At 54.9% G+C, this 1,450-nt stretch carries 1 rRNA gene; it reads left to right on the top strand.

The features are described from left to right. Positions 1 to 1,447 (top strand): 16S ribosomal RNA (locus J4650_RS22615); the annotation flags it as partial. Positions 1,448 to 1,450: the final 3 nt, after the last annotated feature.

The raw sequence follows: 1,450 nt of genomic DNA, 5'->3' as shown, positions 1-1,450 counted from the left end.
TGACGAGTGGCGGACGGGTGAGTAATGTCTGGGAAACTGCCTGATGGAGGGGGATAACTACTGGAAACGGTGGCTAATACCGCATAACGTCGCAAGACCAAAGAGGGGGACCTTCGGGCCTCTTGCCATCAGATGTGCCCAGATGGGATTAGCTTGTTGGTGAGGTAACGGCTCACCAAGGCGACGATCCCTAGCTGGTCTGAGAGGATGACCAGCCACACTGGAACTGAGACACGGTCCAGACTCCTACGGGAGGCAGCAGTGGGGAATATTGCACAATGGGCGCAAGCCTGATGCAGCCATGCCGCGTGTATGAAGAAGGCCTTCGGGTTGTAAAGTACTTTCAGCGGGGAGGAAGGTGTTGTGGTTAATAACCGCAGCAATTGACGTTACCCGCAGAAGAAGCACCGGCTAACTCCGTGCCAGCAGCCGCGGTAATACGGAGGGTGCAAGCGTTAATCGGAATTACTGGGCGTAAAGCGCACGCAGGCGGTCTGTCAAGTCGGATGTGAAATCCCCGGGCTCAACCTGGGAACTGCATTCGAAACTGGCAGGCTTGAGTCTTGTAGAGGGGGGTAGAATTCCAGGTGTAGCGGTGAAATGCGTAGAGATCTGGAGGAATACCGGTGGCGAAGGCGGCCCCCTGGACAAAGACTGACGCTCAGGTGCGAAAGCGTGGGGAGCAAACAGGATTAGATACCCTGGTAGTCCACGCCGTAAACGATGTCTACTTGGAGGTTGTGCCCTTGAGGCGTGGCTTCCGGAGCTAACGCGTTAAGTAGACCGCCTGGGGAGTACGGCCGCAAGGTTAAAACTCAAATGAATTGACGGGGGCCCGCACAAGCGGTGGAGCATGTGGTTTAATTCGATGCAACGCGAAGAACCTTACCTGGTCTTGACATCCACAGAAGAATCCAGAGATGGATTTGTGCCTTCGGGAACTGTGAGACAGGTGCTGCATGGCTGTCGTCAGCTCGTGTTGTGAAATGTTGGGTTAAGTCCCGCAACGAGCGCAACCCTTATCCTTTGTTGCCAGCGGTCCGGCCGGGAACTCAAAGGAGACTGCCAGTGATAAACTGGAGGAAGGTGGGGATGACGTCAAGTCATCATGGCCCTTACGACCAGGGCTACACACGTGCTACAATGGCGCATACAAAGAGAAGCGACCTCGCGAGAGCAAGCGGACCTCATAAAGTGCGTCGTAGTCCGGATTGGAGTCTGCAACTCGACTCCATGAAGTCGGAATCGCTAGTAATCGTGGATCAGAATGCCACGGTGAATACGTTCCCGGGCCTTGTACACACCGCCCGTCACACCATGGGAGTGGGTTGCAAAAGAAGTAGGTAGCTTAACCTTCGGGAGGGCGCTTACCACTTTGTGATTCATGACTGGGGTGAAGTCGTAACAAGGTAACCGTAGGGGAACCTGCGGTTGGATCACCTCCTTACCT

Source organism: Salmonella sp. 32120201201600049SM, from assembly GCF_017572835.1.
GTDB lineage: Bacteria > Pseudomonadota > Gammaproteobacteria > Enterobacterales > Enterobacteriaceae > Salmonella > Salmonella enterica.
The sequence above is the reverse complement of the archived record's forward strand: the minus strand, read 5'-3'. Positions and strand labels throughout refer to the sequence as shown.